The sequence below is a fragment of the Petrotoga sp. Shatin.DS.tank11.9.2.9.3 genome, from assembly GCF_003665005.1.
GTDB lineage: Bacteria > Thermotogota > Thermotogae > Petrotogales > Petrotogaceae > Petrotoga > Petrotoga mobilis.
On record NZ_JGVT01000003.1, the window covers coordinates 190,448 to 211,624 of the forward strand.

Here is a 21,177-nt window from a genome sequence, read left to right on the forward strand (position 1 = left end):
GCATGAGTTTGTGCAAATGACCAACTCGCAGCTCATTCCCTTATAAGTGATTCCTTTTCAAGCTCACTCGCAAGCTTGATATTTGGAAAGTGCTCTTGGAAGAATAAGGAGAGTTTCTCGTAGTACACTATCTGTGATCTCTTTTTTTCAGTCCATTCTTGACTAAGAAATTCCATAAAATTGTTTCGGTCTACGATTGAACGGTAATCCTTATCGTCGGTTATGAAATGAAGGTTTTCGCCAACCGGGACATTCTTTAGTAGCGCTTCCCAGTTAATCGCATCTCCTAGAGAGCCACCCTTCCCAGGGGGATTGCCTACCTGCATACGCACACGCGCCTTATCCACCAGATTATCATCGATAGAAATCCGTTTTGCTTTTTCAAATAAGTTCTTTATAGTCACATCTGCCTTCAGCGTCTGTTTCGCAACATCTTTCATGATCTTATCCACTAAGGTGGAACGTTGCTTCTCACATTCTTCCAGGAGTTGTTTCAGGGTTGGATATTGCTCATAGTCTTTACAAAGTTGTGGAAACTTGGGCTTTAGTTTAGGTTCCTGTAACTGCTCCAATGCGTCCATTATTCTGTTTTCTCTGTTGCGCCAAAACTCATCTACAACTTATTCTGGTAAGTATAGTATCACCTTCTTCTGTTCAAGCAGAACACTGAGTTTTTTTAGTTCCTCTAAGTCTTCGCTGGTGAAATGATAAAAAGACAGAAAAATATTTGTGTCTATAAAAAGATACATACAGCTCACTCTCCTAATTTGTTTTTCTTTGAATCTACCGTAGCATATCATATCATAAAACTTATGTAGCTCTCTTGGTGAGAATCTTAAATATTTTCCTGAGTTTGACAGTTACAAAAACGCAAGAATCCTAAAACAGGCATGAATAATTGAAAAAAAGCGTTTTTTGCTTTCTCTGTTTTTCAAAAGTGTCACTACATGCCTTTCTTTTCCTTTGTTTATCAGTGTTTTAGACTTACGCTTTCGCTTTGCCACTTTCTAATCCTCAAATTTCCTCGTTTTGGTCCTGTAGTTTTAGTTTCTCTATGAATTTCTCATACGGGTGTGCTTACTAAAACGAAAAAAGTTTACCACCCTATCGCACAAATCCTGTATAATGAATTTGGATAAAAAAAATGTACAGGAGGAAAAGAAAGGTGATAGAGATGGTACAATACAATTATATAAGATTTTTGTATTTTAACAAACACAAAAGTCAAAGAACGATAGCAAAAGAAATGGGGATACACAGAGCGACGGTTAAAAGAGCTATCATGCAAGGAGGATAGAAGAGAAACTTGGTATCAATAGCCATAGCAAATGCTGAAGAGAAAGTATTTATTAAGTAAGAAAATGATAAAATGCTAAAGGGGCAGACTGAAATTTCAAGCAGGTTCGGCAACTGTTAGAATTTCCTAAAGGGGGTCGGGAGAGATGGAGAAAATGGTTTTGAAAATATTTCAAATGGAAATTGAGCGACAATGTAAATTCGCCATTATTGCTATAGAGCAAATAAAAACAGGATTATCAAATAAAGATTCAGATCTAGTATGGTATGCAATACAAAATTTTTTGGTAGCTGTAGGTAATATCTCCAAAATTTTTTGGCCAATAAATCAAAAATATGGGATGAGAGGCGAAAAGTTACGAAAAAGCTTAGGTATTGAAGATAATTCCCCTATACAACCAAGGAACTTTAGAAATCATTTTGAACATTTTGATGAAAGATTAGAGAAGTGGGCAGAATCTTCTGAAAGGCATAATTTTGTTGATTCAAGTATATTACCCCCGAATATGATAGCTGGAATAGACCAAAAAGATTTCCTTCGTATTTTTAATCCTACAACATGGACACTTACTTTTAGAGGAGATAAATATGAGCTAAAGCCGATAATAAAGACTATTTACGAGCTTTATCCAAAAGTTTCAACCGAAGCGAGTAAACCCTGGTGGGAGTAATATTTTGCCATTGTCTAACAGCGGATAAAAGAAAAATTCGAGTTTTCCCAGATCCAATGGTTGTTGAACTTCTTTCATCTGCAGGACGTTATATGCAATATTGTTTAAAGAAGAAAAGGTTAATCTTGTGGAAAGGCTGACCATAAAGTAAAGGAGGTCGGGAAGAAAAAATGACTGATGAAGAATGGTTCAAAAAAGGTGTTGAACTTAGCGAGCTTGGGAGGTATGAAGAGGCGTTAAGGGCTTTTGAAAAAGCCATTGAGATAAATCCGCAAGATGACAAAGCCCGGTTTGGCAAAGGTGTTGCACTTGGCGAGCTTGGTAGATATGAAGAGGCACTAAAGGCATACGAGAAAGCCATCGAGATAAATCCACAGTTTGCCGATGGCTGGTTCTTCAAAGGTGTTGCTCTTGGTGAGCTTGGGAGACATGAAGATGCGCTAAAAGCATACGACGAAGCTATCGAGATAAATCCACAGTTTGCCGAAGCCTGGTACGCCAAAGGTTTTGAACTTAGCAAGCTTGGGAGGCATGAAGAGGCGATAGAGGCTTGCGAGAAAGCTATCGAAATAAATCCACAAGATGCAAAAGCCTGGTACGCCAAAGGTTTTGAACTTAGCAAGCTTGAGAGACATAAAGATGCGCTAGAGGCTTTCGAGAAAGTCATCGAGGTAAATCCACAGGATGCAAAAGCTTGGTTCGCCAAAGGTGTTGAACTTAGCGAGCTTGGGAGACATAAAGATGCGCTAGAGGCTTTCGAGAAAGCCCTCGAGATAAATCCACAGTATGCCGAAGCCTGGTTCAACAAAGGTTTTACACTTGGTAGGCTTGGGAGACATGAAGATGCGCTAGAGGCTTATGAGAAAGCCATCGAGATAAATTCACAGTATGCCGAATCCTGGTTCGCCAAAGGTTTTACACTTGGTAGGCTTGGGAGACATGAAGAGGCGATAGAGGCTTATGAGAAAGTCATCGAGATAAATCCGCAGTTTGCCGAATCCTGGTTCGCCAAAGGTGTTGAACTTATCAAGCTTGGCAGATATGAAGAGGCGCTGAAGGCTTACGAGAAAACCACCGAGATAAATCCGCAGTTTGCCGATGCTTGGTTTGCCAAAGGTTTTGCACTTGGTGAGCTCGAAAGGTATGAAGATGCGATAGAGGCTCACAAGAAAGCCATCGAGATAGATTCAAAAAATGCCTTGGCATGCACCAACTTAGGGGAGCTATTTTTTAAACTTGGAAATCTTAAAGGGGCTTCTGACAATGTTGAAAACGCGCTCAATATAGATGAGGAACTTGTTCCTGCATGGAGTTTACAAGGCAGAATCAAAATTGAAGAAAAAGACTATGATGTTGCAAGTGAATCCTTTAAACAGGCAATGTATTTGGAAATAGGTAATCCAATACATTTCCTCTGGGATATATACGCTTACTATCTTAAGGCAGAATTCACTTTGGATTCAAAAGATAAAAAATATCAAGAAGAAGTCTCCAGAATCATAAGAAACCTGGAAAAGATGAATGAAACGTTGTCGAAAAAACAAAAACAGGGAAAAGAGATAAGGGCGTATGTCCTGTATTTTTTAGGGCACTTCTACCTTAAAAGCAATGACATCTTTACAGCAAAAGAAAAACTTGAAGAATGTATCAAATTAAAATCAAAATCCTCAATAAATTCACCAGCTCGTAAATTGCTTGGTAATATCTGGAACTATCGAATTAGGCCCCCCTGGTGGGGCTGGTGGTTAAATTCTCCTTTACATCGCTGGCCTAAGAGGATCGGATTTTTCTTTCTTTTACTGCTTATTTCAGCTTTATTGCTGCTTCACCCATTTATTCCTGGCTGGTTTCCTTCTATTCAAATAAACTGGTCTCTTTATATATTTCTTATTGTATTTTTAATCATTATCCTTGCTTCACCAAGCATAGAACACATTCGGACAAGAGATATTGAAGTAGAACTTCGGTCCCCTCCTCCCATTCCTGTTCTATCTCCTGTGATAATGGAAGAAATAATGGAGGAAATAGAAGCAAAATACATGGAATCAGAAAAACTGAGCTAAAAAACAATTTTAACCATGTTTCCAACGTTTTTATAACTGGCTAACTCAGGAATAACATCTGTTGGACCAATTGTCGCGATACTTTCTAAAACGCTTAAAAGTATGGGAATTGCTATTACAAAGTGGGGTGATAAAAATGAGCGATAAGAAAAAGGAACTTAAGTCATTAAAACATTTTATCCTTCATTATCATAAAATTTTTCATGAGTATCTTTTTCCAAAAAATTATCAATTAGAATGTAGCGAATCTCCCGATTTCATAGTTAAATTTGATAATCAAAAAATTGGGATAGAGATAACAGAAACTATTCATGAAAGTAGGAAGGCAAGCGAAAAATTAGAATATAAGATTTATAAAAGCATAAAAAAATACTTAGAGGAAGAAGATATTAAAATAGATATTTGGCTTTTTTTCTCTGATAGCTTAGCTTCTGATATAAGCAAAAGAAATCAAAAAAACAGTAAAAACAAAATAAAAGATGGCCAATTTATTAAAGACTTTACTGAAGAATACATAAAATATATAATAACAAGAAGAAATAAGGAATATTCTTCGTTTGAAGAATTCTGTGAATCAAATAAAAATTCTTTAATATGTAAATATTTAGTAGGTGAACCAATAGAAGAACTTTATAGTGAGGAACTTAAAATACGTGAAGGAGGAGGGAATTATGTCTCGATTAATTATTATAAAGAGAAATTACCAGAAATAATAAATAAAAAGATTAACAAGTTGTCCCATTATAGGAAAAAAGTTGATAAAATATATTTATTAATAATCACATCAGTTGAGCTACCTAAAGATCTGCATTTTCTAGATTTTCACATCGATAATATTGAGAAAATACTTAATTCATATACTAAGGGAGAAAATAATTTCGATAAAATATTTTTATATAATGAGAACTACTATGAGCCACAAATAATAAAATCTGATTAATAATTAAGGCAGTTTTACTTGCCAAACGAAAAGTGTACCAAGTTTTTTCAATATTAGAACCGTAATTACATTCGGAGTTGATAAATAGTGAAGGTACTGTTCATAACGAATTTGTTGCCATTTTCTCATAATCCTGCACGTGGAATTTTCATAACAAATAGGCTTAAAACTATGCAAAGTTTTGATATAAACTTCGATGTTTATGGTATTATTTCTAAAGATTCTTTTGGAATAAAACTTTTGAAAAAGATTCTTTCTATACCAAGCGTAAATTCTACTGATTCATTTTATGAAGTCGATGGTGTAAAATACAAATATGCGTTTTTTAGTAGAAGTTTAGGTGATGTCTTTAATTCGAGAGTATTGAAGAAAAATAATCAAATTAAAGATTCAAAAGAAGTTGCAGAGGATCTGTTTGATAAAATTAGGGGTAATGAGTTTGATATAATCCACGCACATGGGATGTATGACGCACCTGCTGGATTAGTTGCGAAACTGTTATCGCAAAAGTTAAGTGTTCCGTATGTAGTTACTTGCCATGGTAGCGATATAAACTTAGCGATGCCTAAGGCAAAAGAATTGTACGTTGATGTTTTAGAAAATGCTGCAAGGGTCATCTTTGTAAGTAATGCCTTATTGAACAAAGCTAAATCATTTGGATATGCTGGTGAGAATTCTGTTGTTATTCCCAACGGAATCGAACCAGATATCTTTAAACCCTTGGATAAAGAAAAAACAAAAGAAGAACTGGGGCTGTCTAAAAAGGTTGTTGGGTTTGTAGGTGGTTTAAAGGAAGTAAAAAGGGCAGATAAATTGCCCGAAATTTTTTCTTACATTTCTTCAATCTACGATGCTGAGTTTTTAGTTGTTGGAGATGGTGAGTTAAGAAAAGATATTGAAAAAGAATGTAAGAAAAGAAAATTGAAGGTTAAATTTGTTGGTGGTGTTCCCCATGAAGATGTGCCTTATTATATGAATGCTATGGATGTTATGATTCTTCCAAGTAGGAATGAAGGATGGCCGTGTGTTGTATTGGAAGCACAGGGATGTGGGGTAGCTGTTGTTGGTAGCAGTAACGGAGGTATACCTGAGGCAATTGGAGATGGAGGAATAGTTGTAGAAGAAGGAGAAGATTTTGAAAAAAGGTTTGCTGAATCGGTTGTAAAGTTGTTAGAAAATCCAATTGATGAAGGTTATTTAAGAAATAGGGCTTTGGGGTTTTCGTGGGAGAGTATTGTAGAAAAGGAAATAGAGGTGTATAATGAAGTCTTAAATAGATTTGGAGGAAGCAATGCCTAAAGAGAGAGAATTTATTAAATCTTTTTTTCAGTTTTCAATGGGTCAATGGATAGCTGCTTTGATTTCTTTCATCACTACTCCTATTACCACTTGGCTTATAATCCCAGAGGAATTTGGTAGGGCGTCGATGTTCACCTTAGCTTTTAATTTACTTCTCAACGTTGCACTTCTTGGAGCGGATCAGAGCTTTGTTAGGATGTTTTATGAAAGGTCTGAGGATAAGAGAAGAGATTTACTTTGGGATTCTTTGTTGCCTAGTTTGAGTATAGGCGTTGTGGTTTTTGTGGTAATTGGTATTTTTTGGAAAGAGCTGTCTTTCGTTCTTTTTGGAGATTATACTCATTTTCTTCCGATTTTTTTGTTGGGAGTTACTATATTAATTGGTATTTTAGAGAGATTTTCCACATTGGCTGTTCGGATGAAAAAAAGAGGTATTGCTTTTTCTACGTTGAGGGTAGTAAACGGAGTAACAAATGCTGTTTTTACGATTTTATACGCCCTCTTTGTTTCAAGAAGCTTTTATGCTGTTATCGTTGGTTTGTTTTTTTCTCATATAGTTACCGCTTTATTAGCGATCTTTTTTGAAAGGGAATTGTGGTTTGGTAAGTTCAAAGTTGATTTTAAATCTATAAAAGCGATTGTTAGGTACGGTCTCCCTTTTGTTCCTACTTTTTTAATTACTTGGCTTTTTCAATCGATAGATAGGTTGGCTTTAAGAAATTATTCTGATTTTACGGAGATAGGTTTGTATTCTGCTGCTTTCAAAGTGGTTGCGGTGATGAATTTAATTCAAACGGGGTTTACTACGTTTTGGACTCCCGTTTCTTATGAGAGTTATGAAAAAGAGCCTGAGAGTAAGGGGATCTTTGAGAAGACTTCTGTGTTTATTGCTGCAGCTATGTTTGTATTTGGATTGCTGATCGTTGTGTTTAAAGATGTGATATTTTTGCTTTTAGAAAGTTCTTATAGGCAGGCTGCTGGGATTAGCTCTTTTTTGATTTTGATGCCTATTATGTATACTGTTTCTGAAACGACGGTTGTTGGTATCAATTTTAAGAAAAAAACATATTGGCATATGTTGATAGCAACTGTAGCAGCAGGGGTTAACGTGTTTGGGAATTTGATGCTTGTTCCTGTATATGGTGCAAAGGGTGCAGCATTTTCTACAGGGCTGTCATATATAGTTTTCTTTTGTATGAGAACGTTTATATCTAAGAAATTGTTCCCTGTGAATTATCATTTAGTTAAATTTTTTATTAGTACCTTTGTTTTTGTGGTCGTTGCTTTTATAAACACTTTTGTTCCTAATATGATTTTTCAAGTTGTGTCTGCTGTTTTGGGTTTGATCGTTGTAATGTTTGTTTATAGAGATCAGGTAAAATATGTGTTTGATTTGGGGATTGAATTAATGAGGGATATGAGGAGAAAGGTTGCAAGTAGAGGAAATTAGCACCCTTCCCCCGCACCCATAGAAGAAGGGGGAACTTGGCTTCGGAGTCGCAGCTATAAGCGAATACTAATTTTATAACGAATTCGAAATATAGGCTACCTATTTCTATTTGTAAAAAAAGTACTAAAAGATTCTATTTTTAGTAACAAATTTTATCTAAAGTCGTTCATATATGCTATTTCTGTAACTTCTATTTTCAATTCTGTATATTATAGTTCCTTATTAGGATAACATTAATTTAAATTTTAATTATTATTGCACATACTAAATGAAAAGTGTACCACCCTATCGCACAAATCCTGTATAATGAAATTTGGTAAAAAAAGCATTCTACAGGAGGAAAAGAAAGGTGATAGAGATGGTACAATACAATTATATAAGATTTTGTATTTTAACAAAGACAAAAGTCAAAGAGCGATATCAAAAGAAATGGGGATACACAGAGCGACAGTTAAAAGAGCCATCAAGAATCCAGAACAGAAGTATCGTATGAATGTTGACAGAGATAAACCGGTAAATGGTGATTTTAAAAAACGTATCAAACACTTGTTAGAATACAATTCAAAGCAACCCAAGAACCAAAAGTTAACCAAAAGGCGCATATACGAACTCATCTGTGAAGAAGGATACAAAGGAAGTTATTCTTCCTTTACCTATCAAAGAAAGAAATACTGGAACTCAGTCAATGTAAGTTCATCGAAGAAAAGACAAATCTTTTGTTCTTAGGATCACCAGGAGCAGGGAAAACACACATAAGTATAGCGATAGGGATACAAGCATGTAAGAAAGGGAAAACAGTAAGTTTTTTCACATCAGCCAATCTTGGGAACCTCTTAGTTGAAATGCAGGAAGAGAGACAACTAACAAAATTCCAAAAAAAGTTGAGCAAAGTAGACTTACTAATAATTGATGAACTAGGATACGTGGAGTTATCCAACCAAGTAACACAACTCATGTTTCAAATATTCTCCGAAAGGTATGAAAAAGGATCTATCTTGATAAACAGCAATCTTGAATTTGCAGAATGGGGTAAAGTATTTCACGATGAAAGAATGACAGCAGCGATTATAGACAGGTTAATCCACAACAGTAAGATAATACTATTCAACGGAGAAAGTTATCGTTACAGAAACCGAAGACAAGGAATTAAAGGAAACTAGTAAAGATTTGATTTTTCTCTTTTTGTATAAAAAGAGATAGGAAAGAACTTCTTCTTTCTATATGGTACATAATTAGGTTAGCAGGGTGGTACAGTATTCGATTAGCAATAGCAATTATTAATTATAATAAAATTAGGAGATGGTTAAATGTTAAAAAAAATAATTAATAGAATTCTAAATTTATATTATAATAAAACTATACCGCTTAAATATTACAATAAAAAATATAAAATAATGAAAAGGACTAGTATAGATAATTATTCAGATATAGGTTTTAATACATATATAGGATATAATTGTTTTATTACTAAATCTAAAATAGGTAATTATTGTTCTATTGGTAATAATGTACATATTGGACCTGGTGAGCATGATTTAAATAAAATTTCTACCAGTGCTATAATGTATAAAAACTCTTATGAAGAATTAACGAAAGAAGATTGTACATTAGGAAATGATGTGTGGGTAGGAGCAGATGCAATAGTATTAAGAGGAGTAAAAATAGGAGATGGTGCTGTTATTGGGGCTAATTCAGTAGTAACTCATGATATACCGGATTTTGCGGTTGCCGTTGGTTCTCCTGCAAAAGTAATAAAATATAGATTTTCACAAAAAGATATTAATAAGATTAAAAAGTCAAATTGGTGGCTATATGATAAAGAAAAAGCAAAAAATATAATAAATCAATTAGAAAATAAAGCATCCGAATAATTGACATAACATCTCTTAAGTAGGCACGTAATTAATAAAAATTACAAAACTTACTTTGGAGATATCATATTATTTAGGGTGGTTTTGTTATGGAATAAAACAGGTGATTTTATGAAAAGAAAAAGATATATAATAATAGCATTTGCTTTTTTAGTATTTTGGGTGGGAGTTATTTTGTTTTTTGGAACAAGGAATCCAGGGGAATCTTCAAATCAATCTTATTTTGTATATAATGCAATTAAATCAATAGATAATGTATTTGATTTTTCAGATACAAAATGGTTTAGAGAGATAGAAGTATTTTTAAAGAAGTTGTGGCTTAGAGATCAATATGCTGATTCTATAGCTCTTATTAGAAAAAGTGCCCATTTTGGAATATATTTTATACTTGGGGTGTTTTCTTGGCTGTTTGGTTATTTGTATTCAAAGAGATTTTTAATAGGGACTCTACTTGGAGTGTCTTTACCGGCACTTATAGCTTCAATAGATGAATATTCTCAAGAGTTTGTTGGAAGAGGGTCTGCGTTGAATGATGTTATTATAGATATTTCAGGGGCTGTTTTTGCCAATATAATAATTTTAATTGTTTATATTTTTTATAAAATTGGTAAGAAGGTTTATCTAAGGCATAAATAAAACGCTATTTAATAGCGCCCTTCCCCCGCACCCCACCCATTAAGGTTTATTGTAGCTTTTTTGTTTAATATTTTTTCTATTATATTTAATGCCAAAAGCTATTTTAGCGCCCTACCCCCGCACCCCACCCATTAAGGTTTGTTGTAGCTTTTTTGTTTAATAGTTTTTCTATTATATTTATTGATAAAAGTTCTTTTTAGCGCCCTTCCCCCGCTGCCCACCCTTCTAAGGAATGTCGGTTTCAGTTTGTCTTTTTTTTATTTTTTTGTAAAGTTACAGTGTTATACTGAGATTGTTAATAAATGAACAAATGAATAATTGAATATTTTTCCTGAGATGAAGGATTTGTTCTAACATCAAAGGAAGACGAAAATGAATGGGATCATCTGATTTTTTTAACACTGCGGATGAGATATAATTTCCTCTTCCTTTGAGAATTTTATCACAAGGAGGAGGATTTTTTTTATGGATATTAAAACGGCTATGATTTCTATTGCTATTACCGACAGAGAAGCGGCGTATAGCAAAGTCAATGAAATTCTTCATATGAATGCAGAGAATATTTATTTGAGAGTAGGTTATCCAATGAGAGAAGAGAATGTTGCTATTATTTTTCTTGTTTTTAAAGGGACAACAGATCAAATTGGATCACTTAACGGAAAACTTGGACAGATAAATGGTGTAAAGGTTCAATCACACACTTTAAAATATTAGAGAGGAGTGTTTATATGGTTTATATAAGGGATGATAACAGAAAGGCTTTTATCGATGAGGAGAAAATAAATACTCTGTTGCAAGAAACAAAGAATCCTGAAAAAGAAAGAGTAGAAGACATTATCGCTAAATCACTGAGTAAACAAAGATTAGAATTAGAGGAAATGGCTGTTTTATTGAACTGTGAAGATGAAAGCTTAGTGAATAGAATTTTTGAAGGAGCAAAAGCTTTAAAAAGAAATGTGTATGGAAATAGAATCGTTCTTTTTGCCCCTATGTATATTGGGAATGAATGTGTTAATAATTGTCAGTATTGTGGTTTTAGAGTGTCGAATAAGGAGATTGTTAGAAATTCTTTGAGTTTAGAACAAGTGAGAGAGGAAACAACTTATTTGGTGAATAAGGGTCATAAGAGGTTGATCCTTGTATATGGAGAACATCCTAAGTATGATGCTGATTTCATTGCAGAAACCGTTAGACAAGTATACTCTGTTAAAAGCGGTAAAGGTAACATTAGAAGGGTTAATATCAACGCTGCACCGCAAACGATTGATGATTACAAGAAGATAAAGGCAGCGGGTATAGGAACGTTCCAAATCTTTCAAGAGACTTATCATTATGAAACGTATAAGAAACTACATCCAACTGGGCCAAAATCAAGTTACATATGGAGGCTGTATGGATTAGACAGGGCCTTTCAAGGTGGGATAGATGATGTTGGAATAGGTGCATTGTTTGGTTTATATGACTGGAAATTTGAAATGATGGGATTGTTATCTCACGCAATTCATTTGGAAGAGAGATTTAATGTTGGCCCTCACACAATATCTTTTCCAAGAATAGAACCGGCTGTAAACACTCCAATTTCAGAGAGGCCGCCTCATTTGGTGGATGATTACACTTTCAAAAAACTGGTTGCTATTTTAAGATTGTCCGTTCCTTATACAGGATTAATTTTAACCGCAAGAGAGCCTGTTGAGATCAGGAATGAGTTGATGCAATTTGGAGTTTCTCAAATTGATGCGGGCTCAAATATAGGGGTGGGGGCTTATTCAACTAACGATGAAGAGGCTTACAAAAAATCACAGTTCTTACTTGGAGATCAGAGGTCTCTTGATGAAGTAATAAAACAATTGACCGATGAAGGGTTTCTTCCTTCTTTCTGTACCGCTTGTTATAGGCTTGGTAGAACGGGAGAGCATTTTATGGAGTTTGCTATTCCCGGTTTTGTAAAGAGATTTTGTACTCCAAACGCTATCAGCACTTTGATGGAGTATGTATTTGATTATGCCTCTGAAGAGACTAAAGAGTCTTGCTTAAGGGTTATTGATAAAGAGATTAATAACATAAAGAGTGAGAAAATAAGAAATACTCTACTTGAAAGAATAGAAAGAATCAAAGCTGGTGAGAGAGATTTATATTTTTAAAGGCGTTTAATGTTTGAAATGCTCGAGGTAAAAAACTTTATAATTTTAGAGAAAATTGCAGTGTTTATGATAATAAAACTGAAATTGATTTTTTTGAAAGAATAAATGAATTGGAAAATAGAAGTTTGAGAATTAGCCATCTAACTACTAAAGCTTTAGGAAGGTGAAGAAGTGTCAATAGGTGGGTATAGACTAAATATAATTATAACTGGGAAAAGAAATGTTGGAAAATCATCCTTGATAAACGCCCTTTTGAAACAGGATATAGCTCTTGTTTCCGATACTCCTGGGACAACTACCGATCCTGTTTATAAGAGTATGGAATTACAACCGATTGGCCCTGTAACTCTTATTGATACTCCTGGAATAGATGATGAGGGAGAAATAGGGGAAAAAAGAGTAAAAAGAGCAGAAAGAGCTTTTATGAGGGGAGACATTGGGCTTTTAGTTGTAGATAAAGATTTGGATGACTATGATTATAGGATTATTGATGAGTTTAATAAACATAATATACCATATTTGATAGTTTTGAATAAAATGGATTTGGATAGGGCAAAGAGTGTAAAGATAGATGGAGAGAATTTAGTTAGAGTTTCAACTAAGAGTGGAGAGGGAATAGAAGAGTTAAAACAGAAAATCACAGAGATTGCACCAAGTGAAAAAGAGGTTCCCTTGATTCCTGAATTTATTGAAGAAAATGATATTGTGGTTCTTGTTATTCCTGTGGATACAGGCGCTCCAAAGGGAAGATTGATAATGCCTCAAGTTACAGCTATTAGAGAAGTATTGGATAGAAAGGCTTTTCCAATTCAAACTTCTGTGGAAGGCATTCCGGAAGTTTTATCAAAGTTGAATGAGAAACCTAAACTTGTTATTACCGATTCTCAAGCGATAAAAGAAGTTGCTAAAAAAGTGCCGGATGATGTAAACCTTACTACTTTTTCTATTTTAGAAGCAAGGCATAAAGGGGATTTGAATCTTTTATCAAAAGATGTAGATATTATTGAAGAACTCGAAGATGGAGATAAAATTTTGATTATGGAAGGCTGTTCTCACAGGCCTTTGTCAGAAGATATTGGTAGGGTGAAGATACCTAACTGGCTAAGGAAATATACAAACAAAGATTTAAAGTTTGATTATATCGCAGGTAAAGAATTTCCGGATGAAAAAGACATGCAAGACACCAAGATAATAATACATTGTGGAGGTTGCACTCTGACTAGAACAATGATGATGCGTAGATTGGAGTACATAAAGGAGCAGGGTATTCCTGTTTTCAACTATGGGGTTGTGATATCTTATCTTCACGGAGTTTTAGATAGAGTTATTTTAGAAGAGTTTTAGTTTTTACTTTTTCAATGACTTTTGATAAACATGAAAAACAAACGAATTACAAATATACCAGGTACTCCTCTAAGACGTTTAGAGGAAATTAAAATAACTATTATTTTTTATAGAATATTAATCAAAGTAGTGTATAATTAATCCAGGAGGGATTAGTATGCCAGCAAAAACAGATAGATCATTTTTGAATAAAATTGAATATGTTAAAAATACTATGGAAATAGAAGGGTATAAAATAGATGAAGATGATATAAGGTTTTTACAAGAGATAGAAGATAACAAATATACCAAAAAGCAGATAATCCAAAAAGTCTTGAAGGCTTATAAAATGTAAATGAAAGATTATAGTCTAAAAGATAATTACTATTGTTATAAAGATTCTTTTGTTTTAAAAAATAAACTTGATATTAAAGATAAAAAAATATTAGATTTAGTGGAAAAAATTATCACTGAATCTAATATTTTATTATTACAGTCTAAAAATTTTGATAAAAAAGAACTAAATTATGATTTTTTTATGTGGTTACACAAATATATTTTTGGAGATATTTATAGCTGGGCTGGTAAATTAAGGGTTGTTGACCTTACAAAAGGTGAGTTTAAATTTGCTCATTATTCTTATTTAGATAATTTAATGAGTGATTATTTTGAAAGTTTAAAAGAAGAAAACTATTTGATTGATTATGAAAATGATGAATTAATAGAAAAATTAACGTATTATATTACAGAATTGAATATTATACATCCTTTTAGGGAAGGAAATGGTCGAGTTATTAGAGAATATTTTAGAATTCTTTTAAAGAGAAAAAATTTGTATATAGATTATAGTAATAAAGAAAAATACTTAGAAGGTATGATAGAATCTCCCTATAAAACAGATAAATTGAAAGAATTTTTGAATGACAATTTAAAAAATATTGAACAGTAGAAATCGAAGATTTCTGATAAATGTGCCTATGGAGCGAAGAATGTAACAGGGTTGTGAATTGGGAGCTTAGTAGTTTTGCAATTAGAAAAACCAAAAAACTAAACTATCAAAATGCCAATACGCTATTTTTTCTTTTTGAAAAAATAGTAAAAAATTATGTATAATTATACGAACATATGTATATATAATGATTTAATAAAAATTTGGTATAATAGAGGTGAGAGATGGGGGAAGATAACTTTTATAAAGTTAATAAAACACTTTCTAAATTAATTGAAGAAATTCAAAAAAATAATATATTTGATGAAAATTTTCCCTCTTTAAGAAAAACTATTGAAAATTTTGACATAAATGAAGTTTTTGATAATATGTTGAGTTTTTATGAGATAATTGAGGAATATGATATAAATGGGATAATTGATCATTTTGATAGCAGCGAAATGAATGTCAGCTATAGGTTAAAATCTTTAGAGTCACTTAAAATTAAATGGAATAAAAATATAGGAAAATCAAAACAATTGAGAGAAGTTTGCAATGACTCTTTAGCTTTTAGAATTATTGTAAATATTGAAAAAGAAAGAGTTTTAGAAATAATTGAGAAAGTTTATAAATATGATAAAGGTTTTGAAGTAGTTGATTTTTATAAAGATCATAAATCAAAAGATGATGGTTATAGAGGTATTCATTTATATTTTAGATTCAATCCAAAGTCATTTCCTGTTGAAATTCAAATTTGGAATAGAAAAGATGCTATTTTAAATTATTATACCCATGAAATTATATATAAAAGCGATAATAAAGAAAACTATGAGGAATATTCCTATAAACTGAGAAAATGGTTAGATAATTTGCCTGAAGCACCAAAAAATATTGATAAAGAATTTATTGATTTTTGGTATGAAATGTTTTTAGAAGTAGATAACAGAGGTGATTAGTATGAGTTATTTGTATGCAAGAAGAGTTGGGAAAAAAGGAACTTGGTTAATAAAAATGGATATGAAAAAAGCGTTGAAAATAATAAAAGAAAATGACGAAATGAGAGATTATTTAGGAGTTATTGGAGGGAAAAATATAAATAGTCTTAAAAGAACTTATGGGGAATATGCTCCGTTTAAAGAAGTGGATACTTTAGAGGAAATTAAAAAGGAAATGCATATATAGTAAAGATTTTTAATTTTTAACAGATTCAGAATGACAGGTGATTTCTGTTGGAAGATATTGAGAATTTGTTAAACAAATTCCCTGTTGTTGGTTGTTGGTAAGAACGAAGGTAAAATCTCTAATCTCTCATTTCAGAGGGGATTCAAACCTCTAAATAACAAAAAAGATATCAACTTAGGTTGGTATCTTTTTTGTTATTAATTTGTATTTTTGATATTTACTTCTTGGTGCACATACTAAATGAAAAGTGTACCAAAAATAAGAGTTCGCTAAACGAAAAGTGTACCACCCTATCACACAAATCCTGTATAATGAAATTTGGTAAAAAAGCATTCTACAGGAGGAAAAGAAAGGTGATAGAGATGGTACAATACAATTATATAAGAGTTTCGTATTTTAACAAACACAAAAGTCAAAGAGCGATAGCAAAAGAAATGGGGATATACAAAGAAAGTTACTTCTACAGTAAGATAATACTATTCAACGGAGAAAGCTACCGTTACAGAAACCAAAGGTAAGAAATTATGGTTCATAATTGGGTTAGCAGGGTGGTACAGTTTTCGGTTAGCAATAGCAAGAGGAGGTATTTTTATGATTAATAATATAGACGATTTTATTAAATATTTAGATACGTTATCCAACGAAGAGTTAAGAAAAGAAATGGAAAGTTTTGGAATTGAATTTAAAGAAAATGATGAATTATATGATAATTAATGGAATACAAATTATGAAATGTATAATTTGGAAGTATCATTTGATGAAAATGTAGAAAAATATTCTAAAAGTGAAGATTTGGGTAAGACAGCTTAGAATGAATAATACATCAATATTTCAATTTAAAAAATACTTACACTTATCTCATCCTTTTTTAATTTTGCCATGATATTCTTCAAAATTAAAGAAAATAATTCCATTATTAAAAATTTTTAGTATCAAAAATCATATATTCAAAGCTATTTCTTTTTCACTTCATTTGTTTAAAATAAAAAAAGCTTGGCGTTTTTTTATATGCAGTGGAAGAGGTGGAGGTTTTGGAAAAGGTTTTTAGAACATTAGAAGTACAAGTTGATTTGTTAAAAAGTAGAGGGTTAAGGGTAGAAGAAGTGGCTTGCAATAATTGAATATAGAACTAGGACATCATTCTATGGTGTGGTAACTAAAATAACGTACTCGGTTAGGACTTATGCTAGCCAACATGGGCTTTTACAAACCCCTTGCTTTAGCTGGGGGTTGTTGACAATGATTCTTCTTTTATAATATTCTTGTATAGTTGTCTATTTTGTATATGGCGTAAGGTGGTTTTGGGTTTAGAAATTTATTTATATGAAGTTTTTGTCTATTTCCGATTAATAAAATGGGGATTTTTAGTTCGGTTTTAATTTCGTATGGATAATAATTCTCTCCTTTTTGTTCTCCTAGCCTCTTTATAAGTCTTCTAGAATCAATAACTATGAATCTATGGATTATTTTTATGTTTGAAAATAATTCAAAATTAAAATTACTATTATTGCTTTTTTTTGCTAGATCATTTACCATTATGTCTGAAATCCATCTCAATGTTTTTCCAGAATTAATAAATTTATAAAGGTAACCTTCTGTATTGTATTTATTTGACTTTAGCTCCACGTGAAGGATGAATAAATTACTTTCATCATCAGGTTCCGGTATTATTATGTAATCTGGAAAAGATTTATCTTTTGAAAAAATGGGGAACATCTCTAGATCTTTTTTTTGTTTTTTGAAATTTGCTGGGTCAAATGCCAATATTATTTTTCCTTTATCTTTGAAATCAAGTTCAACTTCCTTATTTTTAGCTCCTTTATCCGGTTCTATTAGCATTTCATATCTTTCGTTTTTTTGAAATTGAAATTCCTGATTAATGTTATCCAAGATATGTTTGTAAAGGTCATATGATGTATATTCTTTGCTCTTCAAATATCTTCATCTTCGCTTTCCGTGATAGAAAAATATATGTCATCTGATATATCTTGTATTTTGTTTATTGAATCTTTGAAATTCTTTAGGTTTAATCCATTTAATTTGTCAAATGCTAATTTTTCTATTTTACCATTATTTATAAAATATGAAGTGACTTTTTTATAGTCTAGAATCATATCTTCCGAGTAATTATGTTCTTTTATTATTTCTCCTTTTCCTTTAAAATCTTGAGATAATAACATTAGATTGTTTATTTCTCTTACTATGAAATCACTATGCGTGCTTATTATTACTTTTAATCCTGAGTTGATCATTTTTGCAAAGAATTGAGCCAATCTTCTTTGATTATCTGGGTGTAAGTTCATTCCTGGTTCGTCTATTAATACAATGTCTCCTTTTTTTGCGTAATAAAGAAGATAATAATATAATCCAAATAATGATTTTACCATTGAAGATGAATTACTTAACGATAATTTTATATTTGCATTTTTTGGAATATAATAAAAACCGGTGTTATCTTTGGAAAAATTTCCTTCTAAAATATTGAGGAGTTCTTCTGCTAAATCTTTGAATAGGTCGTTAGGTTTTTGGTTATTAGTTAAACTTAGTAAAAAATTATAATAATCTTCTATCGGTTTTGGATAATTATACCTTAATGAAGGATCATATAATTTTGTATCTATATTTTGGTTTTTGTTTTCTCTATATAAGTCCCTAAATATATTAGAATTTATTGTTCTTAAGTAATTTAATTCGTTATAATATATGCTGATTCCTTCTCTTATTGAGGGAATTAAAAAGGCTGAAGAGTAAATATTTTCGTATATGTAATCGAATATAAAATTTTTCATAACAACTTTAAAAAGCTTATCCGGTATGCGGTCTAAATCTAAAGGGTTCATGGTAAGATGTGATTTGTATTTAGAAATTTGTTCTATTTTTATATCTAGGTCATTTATAAGTCCTAGTCTTCTATCTTCAGTATTTTTATTTTCAAATTTTTCTAAAAGTTCTTTTTTTGTGAGATCAACGTCTATGATAGCATCTGATAATAATTCTTTTTCCATGTTTAAAAAATTAGGTAACTCATCCTTTGCTTCTTGAATTAATTTTGGTAAAATATTTTCTTTATATTCATCTGCTATTGTTTTGATATCTAATTTTATTTCTGTTAGAGACTTATATGCGTCTTTATTTTTAATATCTAATATTGAAAGATTATGGCCTCTATGAATTCTTTGAGAATTAAACGAATAATTTTTTGATATTTTGGAGAAAATAGCATAAAATAAATAAGTTAGGTATGTTTTTCCTGAGTTGTTTGGACCACATATTATGGTAAGATCATTATTTTCAATTTTCCCTTCTTTTATAGGTCCAAAATTTTTTATGGTTATTTTCATTGTAAAAACTCCTTAATTTGTTTTTATTTTCATTATTTACATTAATTTTATCATAAAAAATATGATTATCATCGTTTCATTGAAATATGAGAAAGATAAGCTTTAGGCTTTGGCAAAAAAATCTAAAAGAATTTTAGATTATGAATAGTCTAATGTTGGAAACTGGATATTTGTTAGAGAGATGGAAGGATATTCAGATGATAAAGGCAATCTTCATCTTGTAGACCTTGAGAATGTTTTTATTAAGAAAAATAAGAGCGTTGGAATTGTTGGTGTGTATTATGTAGTTATTTATAGAAACGGAAAGTGAGATTTTGGTGGTAAAAGAAGATAGGGTTGATGGTATTAGAGACATTTAAAGAAAAATAGTTGCTGGTAAAAGAACATTGGGCTCTTTGGTCATGCTTAATGTGCCTTTATAGTGAATAGTTTATCTTAAATTAGCTTTGAAATACTTCTTTTGTAACTTTAGAGTTTTATAATTTTACTAGTAGTTAGTGCCAAGGTGTTCTTCGAGAGCCTTGGCCTTTTTTATATGCAGGGGAAAAGGTGGAGGTTTTGGAAAAGATTTTTAAAACATTAGAAGAACAAACTGGTAAAAAATTTCAGAGATTGAAAAGTACTATTAAGTAATAAATGAGTATAAAGATCTTTTTCTAAAGCATAAAAAGCCTGATTTTTATTATCTTTTTTTCAGTATTGGTTAATGTTATTTTTATATCTTGGGCTTGTTCTTGGGCCCCTTCTTGGGCTTCTTCTTTAAAAAGATCATTAATTTGAATTTCTGCAATGAAATAGGATCTTTCTTCGTCAGTTTGAAAGTTTGGGTTTGTTGAATTGTTATCTTTTAACGATTTTTTTATTTTTGGAATACCTGTTGAACGACCTTCAGTTAGTTTTAATTCTTTAAGAAATTCACCAATTCTTCTATTTCTATATCTTCTTGCTATTATTTTACTTCTCTTGTTTTCCATAATGCCATTGGGTGATTTCTAATTCGTTCTAGAATCTTCTTATCCTCAAATAAGAGCTCTGGAATGTATTCACCACATTATACTATTTTTATCTCTCGCTGATATGGCAGCATAGAATACAACACACTTCTTGAGCATCTTCTCTTGCGATTTATCAAAAAGACCATAGTGAATCAGATTTCTTACATCATATAAATATGTCGTAATTAGACAAGTATATGGCCTCCTTGATCCGTTATTTTAAATAAATCTTCCGGCACCATCAGTTTCCATTCACTATTATAGAAGCTATTGCCCTTTGTTTCACTCACAAGGTACCGTGTGCTTTTTCCTATTTTACTTTTACAATATTCTATGAACTCTTTTGATAACTGTATCTCTTTTCGATAATGATCAAGGAGATATCCTACCCGTTGATATAGTCCCTGGGTATTATATATATCAAGATATCGCTTTAGTTTATTCTCATCCAAATATTGGATTCCTTCCAGGCAGTTTAACAATTCTTCAAAACCACCTATTTTATTGAAATCCCTTATGCTGTCAACAACTGTCCGTTCCATATCTGTTATTCTAACCCCGGTTGTGTTCTTTGCTTCTAAAATACCCTCACTCATCCGAGATGCAACATATTTATAAGTTACATGATCATATTCAAAGTGATTGAATTTTGTTTCAGATGAAACATACACCTCATAAAACACTTGATTCGCCAGCCCATAATATTCAAAAGCACTGTGATGAGAGATATATGCAGTGTCGGTTATGGCGCAAGCGATTTGATAACGAGTTGCTACAATCTGCCCTGTTGTTGGATTTACAACAGAATAGATATTCTTTCTGATCTTCCTAACCCAGTCTCTTTTCATCAAACGATTTAGCTGAGTATACGCTGTCTTCTCATTACCTTTAAGCTTTTTCACATCATCGATTGTAAAAACCGGATACTTCGCCAGCTTAGTTAACACATCCACTTGACTCACCCTTTTTTAATTCTGCCATGATATTCTTCATATTCGAAGAATAACGTTCCGTTATTAAAAATATTATACCCTTTTTATA

24 protein-coding genes and 1 pseudogene are annotated in these 21,177 nt (G+C 31.9%); 19 read left to right on the plus strand and 6 right to left on the minus strand.

The genetic code is table 11. The features are described 5' to 3' along the window. Nucleotides 1-32 precede the first annotated feature (32 nt). Nucleotides 33-608: pseudogene (locus tag BZ25_RS02745) on the minus strand (PIN domain-containing protein); the annotation flags it as partial. 12 nt (nucleotides 609-620) lie between these two features. Beyond that, nucleotides 621-749, minus strand: coding sequence for a PIN domain-containing protein (locus BZ25_RS10245; RefSeq protein WP_158584834.1), 129 nt, complete (start codon nucleotides 747-749; stop codon nucleotides 621-623). A 416-nt stretch (nucleotides 750-1,165) separates the two neighbouring features. Here BZ25_RS10245 and BZ25_RS10550 point away from each other — a divergent pair, with 416 nt between their 5' ends. The 19 genes from BZ25_RS10550 (at nucleotide 1,166) to BZ25_RS10555 (ending at nucleotide 16,514) form a co-directional block, all read left to right on the plus strand. Further along, a complete protein-coding gene (locus BZ25_RS10550; RefSeq protein ID WP_255415874.1) occupies nucleotides 1,166-1,297 on the plus strand; it encodes a hypothetical protein in 132 nt (43 codons plus the stop codon). 145 nt (nucleotides 1,298-1,442) lie between these two features. Beyond that, on the plus strand, nucleotides 1,443-1,967 hold the full coding sequence (locus BZ25_RS02750) for a hypothetical protein (RefSeq protein WP_121567312.1): 525 nt from the start codon (nucleotides 1,443-1,445) through the stop codon (nucleotides 1,965-1,967). 170 nt (nucleotides 1,968-2,137) lie between these two features. Then, on the plus strand, nucleotides 2,138-4,030 hold the full coding sequence (locus BZ25_RS02755) for a tetratricopeptide repeat protein (RefSeq protein ID WP_121567313.1): 1,893 nt from the start codon (nucleotides 2,138-2,140) through the stop codon (nucleotides 4,028-4,030). A gap of 136 nt (nucleotides 4,031-4,166) precedes the next feature. After that, nucleotides 4,167-4,970, plus strand: a complete 804-nt coding sequence (locus tag BZ25_RS02760; RefSeq protein ID WP_121567314.1) for a hypothetical protein — start codon at nucleotides 4,167-4,169, stop codon at nucleotides 4,968-4,970. Between the two features lie 87 nt (nucleotides 4,971-5,057). Then, nucleotides 5,058-6,269, plus strand: a complete 1,212-nt coding sequence (locus BZ25_RS02765; RefSeq protein WP_121567315.1) for a glycosyltransferase family 4 protein — start codon at nucleotides 5,058-5,060, stop codon at nucleotides 6,267-6,269. Then, the gene (locus BZ25_RS02770) at nucleotides 6,262-7,719 is read left to right on the plus strand and encodes a lipopolysaccharide biosynthesis protein (protein WP_121567316.1); all 1,458 of its coding nucleotides are present in this window, start codon (nucleotides 6,262-6,264) and stop codon (nucleotides 7,717-7,719) included. The genes BZ25_RS02765 and BZ25_RS02770 overlap by 8 nt, the downstream gene beginning before the upstream one ends. Nucleotides 7,720-8,025: 306 nt before the next feature. Continuing rightward, nucleotides 8,026-8,445, plus strand: a complete 420-nt coding sequence (locus tag BZ25_RS02775) for a hypothetical protein (RefSeq protein ID WP_121567317.1) — start codon at nucleotides 8,026-8,028, stop codon at nucleotides 8,443-8,445. Continuing rightward, nucleotides 8,415-8,879 (plus strand): ATP-binding protein, encoded by a 465-nt coding sequence (locus BZ25_RS02780; RefSeq protein ID WP_233552357.1) that lies wholly within the window; start codon nucleotides 8,415-8,417, stop codon nucleotides 8,877-8,879. Before BZ25_RS02775 ends, BZ25_RS02780 begins: the two co-directional genes overlap by 31 nt. A 147-nt stretch (nucleotides 8,880-9,026) precedes the next feature. Continuing rightward, a complete protein-coding gene (locus BZ25_RS02785) occupies nucleotides 9,027-9,590 on the plus strand; it encodes a CatB-related O-acetyltransferase (RefSeq protein ID WP_121567318.1) in 564 nt (187 codons plus the stop codon). Nucleotides 9,591-9,701: 111 nt separating this feature from the next. Then, nucleotides 9,702-10,226, plus strand: coding sequence for a VanZ family protein (locus BZ25_RS02790; protein ID WP_121567411.1), 525 nt, complete (start codon nucleotides 9,702-9,704; stop codon nucleotides 10,224-10,226). A 465-nt stretch (nucleotides 10,227-10,691) separates the two neighbouring features. Further along, nucleotides 10,692-10,940 carry a TM1266 family iron-only hydrogenase system putative regulator gene (locus BZ25_RS02795; protein ID WP_121567319.1) on the plus strand — a complete coding sequence of 83 codons (249 nt, stop codon included), beginning with the start codon at nucleotides 10,692-10,694 and terminating at the stop codon, nucleotides 10,938-10,940. A 14-nt stretch (nucleotides 10,941-10,954) separates the two neighbouring features. Next, a complete protein-coding gene (hydG, locus tag BZ25_RS02800; protein ID WP_121567320.1) occupies nucleotides 10,955-12,367 on the plus strand; it encodes a [FeFe] hydrogenase H-cluster radical SAM maturase HydG in 1,413 nt (470 codons plus the stop codon). A gap of 171 nt (nucleotides 12,368-12,538) precedes the next feature. Beyond that, nucleotides 12,539-13,711 (plus strand): [FeFe] hydrogenase H-cluster maturation GTPase HydF, encoded by a 1,173-nt coding sequence (gene hydF, locus BZ25_RS02805; protein ID WP_121567321.1) that lies wholly within the window; start codon nucleotides 12,539-12,541, stop codon nucleotides 13,709-13,711. 157 nt (nucleotides 13,712-13,868) lie between these two features. Then, a complete protein-coding gene (locus tag BZ25_RS10250; protein ID WP_158584835.1) occupies nucleotides 13,869-14,045 on the plus strand; it encodes a hypothetical protein in 177 nt (58 codons plus the stop codon). Then, nucleotides 14,046-14,639, plus strand: coding sequence for a Fic family protein (locus BZ25_RS02810; protein WP_121567322.1), 594 nt, complete (start codon nucleotides 14,046-14,048; stop codon nucleotides 14,637-14,639). A 224-nt stretch (nucleotides 14,640-14,863) separates the two neighbouring features. Next, on the plus strand, nucleotides 14,864-15,574 hold the full coding sequence (locus BZ25_RS02815) for a hypothetical protein (protein WP_121567323.1): 711 nt from the start codon (nucleotides 14,864-14,866) through the stop codon (nucleotides 15,572-15,574). Nucleotide 15,575: 1 nt separating this feature from the next. After that, on the plus strand, nucleotides 15,576-15,800 hold the full coding sequence (locus BZ25_RS02820; protein ID WP_121567324.1) for a hypothetical protein: 225 nt from the start codon (nucleotides 15,576-15,578) through the stop codon (nucleotides 15,798-15,800). A 353-nt stretch (nucleotides 15,801-16,153) separates the two neighbouring features. Continuing rightward, a complete protein-coding gene (locus BZ25_RS10255; protein ID WP_158584836.1) occupies nucleotides 16,154-16,318 on the plus strand; it encodes a hypothetical protein in 165 nt (54 codons plus the stop codon). Between the two features lie 73 nt (nucleotides 16,319-16,391). After that, complete coding sequence (locus BZ25_RS10555; protein ID WP_255415875.1) at nucleotides 16,392-16,514, plus strand: hypothetical protein; 123 nt, start codon at nucleotides 16,392-16,394, stop codon at nucleotides 16,512-16,514. A gap of 537 nt (nucleotides 16,515-17,051) precedes the next feature. Here BZ25_RS10555 and BZ25_RS02825 read toward each other — a convergent pair. The 4 genes from BZ25_RS02825 to BZ25_RS02840 form a co-directional block, all read right to left on the minus strand. After that, nucleotides 17,052-17,735, minus strand: coding sequence for a hypothetical protein (locus tag BZ25_RS02825; protein ID WP_121567325.1), 684 nt, complete (start codon nucleotides 17,733-17,735; stop codon nucleotides 17,052-17,054). Continuing rightward, the gene (locus BZ25_RS02830; RefSeq protein ID WP_121567326.1) at nucleotides 17,732-19,141 is read right to left on the minus strand and encodes an AAA family ATPase; all 1,410 of its coding nucleotides are present in this window, start codon (nucleotides 19,139-19,141) and stop codon (nucleotides 17,732-17,734) included. The genes BZ25_RS02825 and BZ25_RS02830 overlap by 4 nt, the downstream gene beginning before the upstream one ends. Before the next feature lie 656 nt (nucleotides 19,142-19,797). Continuing rightward, the gene (locus BZ25_RS02835; protein WP_121567327.1) at nucleotides 19,798-20,115 is read right to left on the minus strand and encodes an ATP-binding protein; all 318 of its coding nucleotides are present in this window, start codon (nucleotides 20,113-20,115) and stop codon (nucleotides 19,798-19,800) included. A gap of 206 nt (nucleotides 20,116-20,321) precedes the next feature. Further along, complete coding sequence (locus BZ25_RS02840; protein ID WP_121567328.1) at nucleotides 20,322-21,089, minus strand: type IV toxin-antitoxin system AbiEi family antitoxin; 768 nt, start codon at nucleotides 21,087-21,089, stop codon at nucleotides 20,322-20,324. Between the last annotated feature and the right edge of the window lie 88 nt (nucleotides 21,090-21,177).

Bases quoted from the DNA above. Each gene is read 5' to 3' on its own strand.
- BZ25_RS02770 (WP_121567316.1), top strand. From the start codon at position 6,262: ATGCCTAAAGAGAGAGAATTTATTAAATCTTTTTTTCAGTTTTCAATG.
- BZ25_RS10555 (WP_255415875.1), top strand. From the start codon at position 16,392: ATGATTAATAATATAGACGATTTTATTAAATATTTAGATACGTTATCC.
- BZ25_RS10245 (WP_158584834.1), bottom strand. From the start codon at position 749: ATGTATCTTTTTATAGACACAAATATTTTTCTGTCTTTTTATCATTTC.
- BZ25_RS02830 (WP_121567326.1), bottom strand. From the start codon at position 19,141: ATGAAAATAACCATAAAAAATTTTGGACCTATAAAAGAAGGGAAAATT.
- BZ25_RS02835 (WP_121567327.1), bottom strand. From the start codon at position 20,115: ATGGAAAACAAGAGAAGTAAAATAATAGCAAGAAGATATAGAAATAGA.
- BZ25_RS02760 (WP_121567314.1), top strand. From the start codon at position 4,167: ATGAGCGATAAGAAAAAGGAACTTAAGTCATTAAAACATTTTATCCTT.
- BZ25_RS10250 (WP_158584835.1), top strand. From the start codon at position 13,869: ATGCCAGCAAAAACAGATAGATCATTTTTGAATAAAATTGAATATGTT.
- BZ25_RS02750 (WP_121567312.1), top strand. From the start codon at position 1,443: ATGGAGAAAATGGTTTTGAAAATATTTCAAATGGAAATTGAGCGACAA.
- BZ25_RS02820 (WP_121567324.1), top strand. From the start codon at position 15,576: ATGAGTTATTTGTATGCAAGAAGAGTTGGGAAAAAAGGAACTTGGTTA.
- BZ25_RS02795 (WP_121567319.1), top strand. From the start codon at position 10,692: ATGGATATTAAAACGGCTATGATTTCTATTGCTATTACCGACAGAGAA.
- BZ25_RS02755 (WP_121567313.1), top strand. From the start codon at position 2,138: ATGACTGATGAAGAATGGTTCAAAAAAGGTGTTGAACTTAGCGAGCTT.
- hydG (WP_121567320.1), top strand. From the start codon at position 10,955: ATGGTTTATATAAGGGATGATAACAGAAAGGCTTTTATCGATGAGGAG.
- BZ25_RS02810 (WP_121567322.1), top strand. From the start codon at position 14,046: ATGAAAGATTATAGTCTAAAAGATAATTACTATTGTTATAAAGATTCT.
- BZ25_RS02785 (WP_121567318.1), top strand. From the start codon at position 9,027: ATGTTAAAAAAAATAATTAATAGAATTCTAAATTTATATTATAATAAA.
- BZ25_RS02775 (WP_121567317.1), top strand. From the start codon at position 8,026: ATGAAATTTGGTAAAAAAAGCATTCTACAGGAGGAAAAGAAAGGTGAT.
- BZ25_RS02815 (WP_121567323.1), top strand. From the start codon at position 14,864: ATGGGGGAAGATAACTTTTATAAAGTTAATAAAACACTTTCTAAATTA.
- BZ25_RS02790 (WP_121567411.1), top strand. From the start codon at position 9,702: ATGAAAAGAAAAAGATATATAATAATAGCATTTGCTTTTTTAGTATTT.